This window comes from Streptomyces sp. MBT65 (assembly GCF_016612545.1).
GTDB lineage: Bacteria > Actinomycetota > Actinomycetes > Streptomycetales > Streptomycetaceae > Streptomyces.
In genome coordinates this window covers 1-6021 of sequence record NZ_JAENRY010000624.1, presented here as the reverse complement: position 1 = coordinate 6021, position 6021 = coordinate 1, and the positions used below count along the sequence as shown (strand labels likewise).

Below are 6021 nucleotides of genomic sequence, written 5' to 3'. Positions count from 1 at the left end.
TCGCCGTAGGTCTGGAGTGCCTCCTGCCAGCGGCCCAACTGGCCCAGCGCGTAGGCGACTTCGTAGCGGGTGACCAGGGTGTCGGGATGGCCGGGGCCCAACACGCGGGCGCGGGCGGCGGCCACCTCGCAGGCCATGCGGTACGAGTCCTCCAGGCGGCCGAGCCGGCTGAGGTTGAAGGCGAGGTTGTGGCGGCAGCGCAGGGTGTCCGGGTGATCGGGGCCCATCGTGCGTTCCCGGGCGGCGAGTACCGACGTGTACACCTGGTGTGCGTCGAAGTGGCGGCCCAACTGGCCCAGGACCGCCGCCGACGCCCTGCACGAGTACACCCACGTCGCCCGCGCCAGGGAACGGGCGTCGGCGGCGCGGCCGGTACGACTGAGGGTGAAGCCGAGTTCGTAGCGGCTGGCGAGCGTGTCGGGGTGGTCCGGGCCGAGGAGGTCGGTGCGTTCGGCGGCGACCGCGCGGTGCACCTCGCCGGCCTCCGCCCAGCGGCCGAGCCGGCCCAGGCTCAGGCCCGCGTTGTGCCGCCCGGCAAGGGAGTCGAGGGTCTCCGCGGAGGGCGCGGACGGCGACTCCGGTGCGGGTTCCGCCGCGTGGCCGGTGGTCGGGCGGGCGATCCACTCGCCGGTGAGTCCGGCTCCGGCGTCCGGCGGGGTGGTGCGCAGTCCGGCGCCGGACGCCTTGTGCCCGGTGGTCATCCCGCGCGTCCAGGACGGCAGACGCGGCTCTCCGGACACCGGTTCCGGCGGGCGTAGTTCTGGCTGCGGGGTCACGACGGTCGGCACGTACAAGGGTGTCGTACGGCCCAAGGTGATCCGGCGGCCCAACTCACGCGCGTCGTGCGGACGTTGCTCCGGGAGCTTGGCCAGCAGGTCGAGGATGGCCTTCTCCAGGTAGTCGGGAACCTCGGGGCGCCTCTCACGCGGCGGGGTGGGCACGGTGTCGCGGTGGCCGATGAGAATCGCCCAGGCGTCGCCGAGGTCGAACGGCGGTGCCCCGGTGGCGAGTTCGTACAGCACGCAGCCGAAGGAGTAGAGGTCGCTGCGCTGGTCGACCTCGGTGCCGCTGATCTGTTCCGGCGACATGTAGTGCGGGGTGCCCATCGCGATGCCGGTGCCGGTGAGCCGGGAGGTGAACCCGATGTCGGCGCCGAGGCGGGCGATGCCGAAGTCGCAGATCTTCACCGTGCCGTCGGTCAGCCGCATGATGTTCGCGGGCTTCAAGTCCCGGTGCACGATGCCCTGTTGGTGGCAGTAGGCGAGGGCGGAGGCGACCTGTTCGGCGATCTCGACCACGTCGCCGACGGGCAGCGGCCGTTGTTCGTTGTCCTCCAGGAGCTGGCTGAGGTTGCGGCCGTCGAGCAGCTCCATCACCAGGTAGAGGACGCCGTCGGACTCGCCGAAGTCATGGACGACGGTCACCCCGCGGTGTTGCAGCGCCGCGGCCACCCGCGCCTCACGCCGGAACCGCTCGCGCAGCACCCGGGTGAACGACTGGTCGTGGTGCGGGTTCATCGGCTTGAGGCACTTCACGGCGACGAGCCGCCCCAGTGACTCGTCCCGCGCACGCCACACCTCGCCCATGCCGCCGCGCCCGATCAGATCGAGCAGTCGGTAGCGGCCCTGGATCAGCCTGCTGTCCCCCATTTCCCGCGATCGCCCCCGTCAGTGTTCGTCCCGCCCTCCCCTGGCTCGTCCAGTATGGCGAGCGATCGTCCGACTTTGTACGCCGGCGGGGTACCGCGGCGGTTGCGGGTGCGGGTGTGTCGGGGCCGGGGGGCCGTTCCGCCGTACAACTGATGGGCGTACGGCGGCAGGAGGACGTAGGGCAAATGCACCACGCGCCGCCGGAGCGCCTCGCGCGCCGGGAGAGGCCGACGCGGCTCGGACTAGCGCCGTACTCTCGGCATCCCCAGCCCGATCCACGAGATGATCTCCCGCTGGATCTCGTTGTTGCCTCCGCCGAAGGTGAAGATGACGGCGGAGCGGTAGCCGCGTTCCAGTTCGCCGTGCAGGACGACGCCCGCGGAGCCCTCCTTCAGGGCGCCGGTCGCGGCGACGATCTCCATGAGCCAGGCGTAGGCGTCTCGGCGGGCCTCGGAGCCGTAGACCTTGACGGCGGAGGCGTCCTGGGGGGTGAGGGTGCCTTCCTGGACGGCGTTCACCATCTGCCAGTTGAGGAGTTTCATCGCGTCGAGCCTGGCGTGGGTGCGGGCGAGGAGGCGGCGGACCCAGGGGAGGTCGACGACGCGGCGGCCGTCGGCGAGTTTGGTCTCCATGGCCCAGTGCTGGACGTCGTGCAGGGCGCGGATGGCCATGGTGCCGTGGGCGGCGAGGGTGACGCGTTCGTGGTTGAGCTGGTTGGTGATCAGGCGCCAGCCCTGGTTCTCCTGGCCGACACGGCGGGAGACGGGGACGCGGATGTTCTCGTAGTAACTCGCGGTGGTGTCGTGCGAGGCGAGGGTGTTGATCACCGTGCAGGTGTAGCCGGGGTCGGCGGTCGGGACCAGGAGCATGGTGATGCCCTTGTGCGGCGGGGCGTCGGGGTCGGTGCGCACGGCGAGCCAGACCCAGTCGGCGGTGTCGCCGTTGGTGGTCCAGATCTTCTGGCCGTCGACGACGTACTCGTCGCCGTCGCGGACGGCCCGTGTCTTGAGCGCCGCGAGATCCGTGCCGGCCTCGGGCTCGCTGTAGCCGATCGCGAAGTCGATCTCGCCGGCGAGGATCTTCGGGAGGAAGTACGTCTTCTGCTCGTCGGTGCCGAACTGCATGATCGTCGGGCCGACGGTGTTGAGGGCCATCAACGGCAGCGGTACGCCGGCCTGCGCGGCCTCGTCGAAGAAGATGAACTGCTCCATCGGCGTCAGCCCGCGCCCGCCGTACTCCTCGGGCCAGCCGACGCCGAGCCAGCCGTCGGTGCCGAGCCGGCGGATGGTCTCGCGGTAGAAACGCTTCTGGGCGGCGGGGTCCTCGTAGCGGGAGTAGGCATGGTCGGGCACCAACTCGGCGAAGTAGGCGCGCAGTTCGGTGCGCAGTCGCTGCTGCTCGGGCGTGTATTCGAGATGCACGGCGCCTCCTGGCTCCCCAAGGCCGGTCCTGACGGCGCACACCGTAGAACGTGTTCCAGAAATTGGGAATGGCGAGGCGGCGATGCCCTCGAAGTGGGCGTCCGGCCCGGTCAGTTCAGGGTGGCCAGGAACTCCGTGCAGGCCCGTGCGCAGTCCCGGCAGGCCGCCGCCGACGCCTCGGCGCCCGGTCGCGCGTCGAAGACCTGCGCGGACTCCAGGCAGACGAGCCGGCACCACTTGGTCTGGAGGCGCAGGGCGGACTCGTCCTGGAGGTTCTGCTCGGCCAGCATCCGGCAGGTCGCGTCGCACACCTCCGCGCACAGCAGTGCCTTGCTCCGGACGAGGGCCTCGTGGCCGGTCGCGTCCGGACCGGAGCGGCTGACGCGCAGCACACAGGCCCGCGCACACCCGGTACAGGCCTGTGCGCAGGCGAAGCGGTCCTCCAGGAAGCGGACGAGCTCCTGCTGAGTGGTCAACGCGGTCACACTGTCCGGGTTGCCGCTGCGGGGCGGCGCAAACCCGGCACGGCGGGCGCACAGGGCGTGTACGGGGCACATACGGGGTGCGCACGGGGTGCGCCGGCTCCCGGCGATCAGTACGGTGGCGATCAGTACGGTCGATGTCCAGGTGTTCGACCTTGGACGGGAGCGACCGCGCACGTCATCGAGGGGTTGAGGCGGCATGGCCGGCAAGAAGGCGGCAAAGCTGCCGCGCGCGAAGTACGAGACGGAACTGCTGCGCCTGCAGACGGAGTTGGTGAAACTCCAGGAGTGGGTGCGGGCCGAGGGCACCCGGCTGGTGATCGTCTTCGAGGGGCGGGACGCGGCCGGCAAGGGCGGCACCATCAAACGGGTCGCCGAACACCTCAACCCGCGCGTCGCCCGGATCGCCGCCCTGCCGAAGCCGACCGACCGCCAGCGCACCCAGTGGTACTTCCAGCGGTACGTCGAGCATCTGCCGGCCGCGGGCGAGATCGTGCTGTTCGACCGGTCCTGGTACAACCGGGCCGGTGTCGAGCGGGTGATGGGCTTCTGCTCCCAGGAGGAGTACCAGCTGTTCCTGCGCCAGTGCCCGATCTTCGAGCGGATGCTCGTGGAGGACGGGATCGTGCTGCGCAAGTACTGGTTCTCGGTGAGCGACGCCGTGCAGCAGGACCGGTTCCGGCGCCGGCTGGAGGACCCGCTGCGCCGCTGGAAGCTCTCGCCGATGGACCTGGAGTCCATCACCCACTGGGAGGACTACTCGCGGGCCAAGGACGAGATGCTGGTCCACACCGACATCTCCGAGGCCCCCTGGTCCGTCGTCGAGAGCGACGACAAGCGCCGGGCCCGGCTGAACATGATCGCCCATCTGCTCGGCTCCCTCCCCTACCACGAGGTGTCGCCCCCGGTCCTCGAACTCCCGCCCCGCCCGCCGTCCACCGGCTACGAGCGTCCGCCGCGCGACCTCCAGACGTACGTCCCGGACCACGCGGCGACCCTCTGAACGGGAACCCCGTGTCCACCGGCCCGGTCGGGCGCCTCCTGGACTGGCGGCGACTGACGCCCGGAATCGCCGCGCTCGCCGGATACCGCCGCGCCTGGCTGCGCGGCGATCTGCTGGCCGGGGTCACGGTGGCCGCGTATCTCGTCCCGCAGGTGATGGCGTACGCCGGGGTCGCCGGGCTGCCGCCGGTCGCCGGACTGTGGGCGATCCTGCCCGCGCTCGCCCTGTACGCCGTCCTGGGCTCGTCGCGGCTGCTGTCGGTCGGCCCCGAGTCGACGACCGCGCTGATGACGGCGACCGTCGTGGGCCCTCTCGCGGCCGGCGACCCGAGCCGCTACGCCACGCTGGCCGCCGCGCTCGCGGTCACGGTCGGTCTGCTGTGTCTGATCGCGTGGGCGGTACGGCTCGGCTTCGTCGCCGATCTGCTCTCGCGCCCGGTCCTGATCGGCTATCTGGCGGGCGTCGCCCTGATCATGATCGTGGACCAACTGCCCAAGCTCACCGGGGTGTCGACGACCGGCACCGCGTTCTTCCCCCAACTCTGGTCTTTCCTACGGCACTTGGATCAACTCCACGCGCCCACGCTGGTGTTCGCGGTGGTCATGCTCGGGTTCCTCTTCACGGTGGCACGGCTGTCCCGGGCGGTGCCCGGCCCGCTGCTGGCCGTGGTGCTGGGCACGGCGGCCGTGGCCGTCCTCGACCTGGACGACCGGTACGGCATCAAGGTGATCGGCCACGTCCCGGCGGGACTTCCCACGATCGGCCTCCCGGACCTCACCGAACTGCCCCACCTGGTGCTGCCCGCGCTCGGTGTCCTGCTCGTCGCCTACACCGACTTCATCCTCACCGCACGGGCCTTCACCGGCGACGACGCGGACGAGGACGGCCCGGGTCTGGACGCGGACCAGGAGTTCCTGGCCCTGGGCGCCGCCAATCTCGGCGCGGGCGTGCTCCACGGCTTCCCGGTGAGCAGCAGCGCGAGCCGCACCGCGCTGGCCTCCTCGACGGGCGCCCGCAGCCAGGCGTACTCACTGGTCGCGGGAGCGGTCGTCCTGGCGGTCCTCCTCTTCCTGAGCCCCCTCCTGTCGCGCACCCCCTCGGCGGTCCTCGGCGCCCTCGTCGTCTACGCGGCCGTCCGCATGATCGACCTGTCCGGCTTCCACCGGCTGGCGACCTTCCGCCGCCGCGAACTCCTGCTCGCCCTGGGCTGCTTGGCCGGCGTCCTGGCCCTGGACATCCTCTACGGCGTGATCGTCGCCGTCGGCCTGTCGGTGGCGGAACTCCTCACGCGGGTGGCCCGTCCGCACGACGCCGTCGAGGGTCTGGTCCCCGGTGTGGCGGGCATGCACGACGTGGACGACTATCCGCAGGCCCGCACGATCCCGGGCCTGCTCGTCTACCGCTACGACTCGCCGCTCTTCTTCGCCAACGCGGAGGACTTCCGCCGCCGCGCCCTGGCCGCCGTC

General features: G+C 71.2%; 5 protein-coding genes. 2 read left to right on the top strand and 3 right to left on the bottom strand.

Features of this window, described 5'->3' with window-relative positions; genetic code table 11:
* The 3 genes from JHN63_RS51090 to JHN63_RS51080 form a co-directional block, all read right to left on the bottom strand.
* Positions 1-1649, bottom strand: a 1649-nt coding sequence (locus tag JHN63_RS51090) for a serine/threonine-protein kinase (protein WP_200691942.1), incomplete at its 3' end; no start/stop codon positions are given.
* Positions 1650-1891: 242 nt separating this feature from the next.
* Positions 1892-3070, bottom strand: coding sequence for an acyl-CoA dehydrogenase family protein (locus JHN63_RS51085; RefSeq protein ID WP_200691941.1), 1179 nt, complete (start codon positions 3068-3070; stop codon positions 1892-1894).
* A 110-nt stretch (positions 3071-3180) separates the two neighbouring features.
* Positions 3181-3555 carry a ferredoxin gene (locus tag JHN63_RS51080; protein WP_200691940.1) on the bottom strand — a complete coding sequence of 125 codons (375 nt, stop codon included), beginning with the start codon at positions 3553-3555 and terminating at the stop codon, positions 3181-3183.
* 196 nt (positions 3556-3751) lie between these two features.
* Between JHN63_RS51080 and ppk2 the strand changes: the two genes are divergently transcribed.
* Both ppk2 and JHN63_RS51070 read left to right on the top strand, forming a co-directional pair.
* Positions 3752-4555, top strand: a complete 804-nt coding sequence (ppk2, locus tag JHN63_RS51075) for a polyphosphate kinase 2 (RefSeq protein ID WP_200691939.1) — start codon at positions 3752-3754, stop codon at positions 4553-4555.
* 38 nt (positions 4556-4593) lie between these two features.
* On the top strand, positions 4594-6021 hold a 1428-nt coding region (locus JHN63_RS51070), incomplete at its 3' end, for a SulP family inorganic anion transporter (protein WP_200691943.1).

Excerpts from the sequence above, each read along its gene's own strand:
- ppk2 (WP_200691939.1), top strand. The coding sequence starts at position 3,752 with ATGGCCGGCAAGAAGGCGGCAAAGCTGCCGCGCGCGAAGTACGAGACG.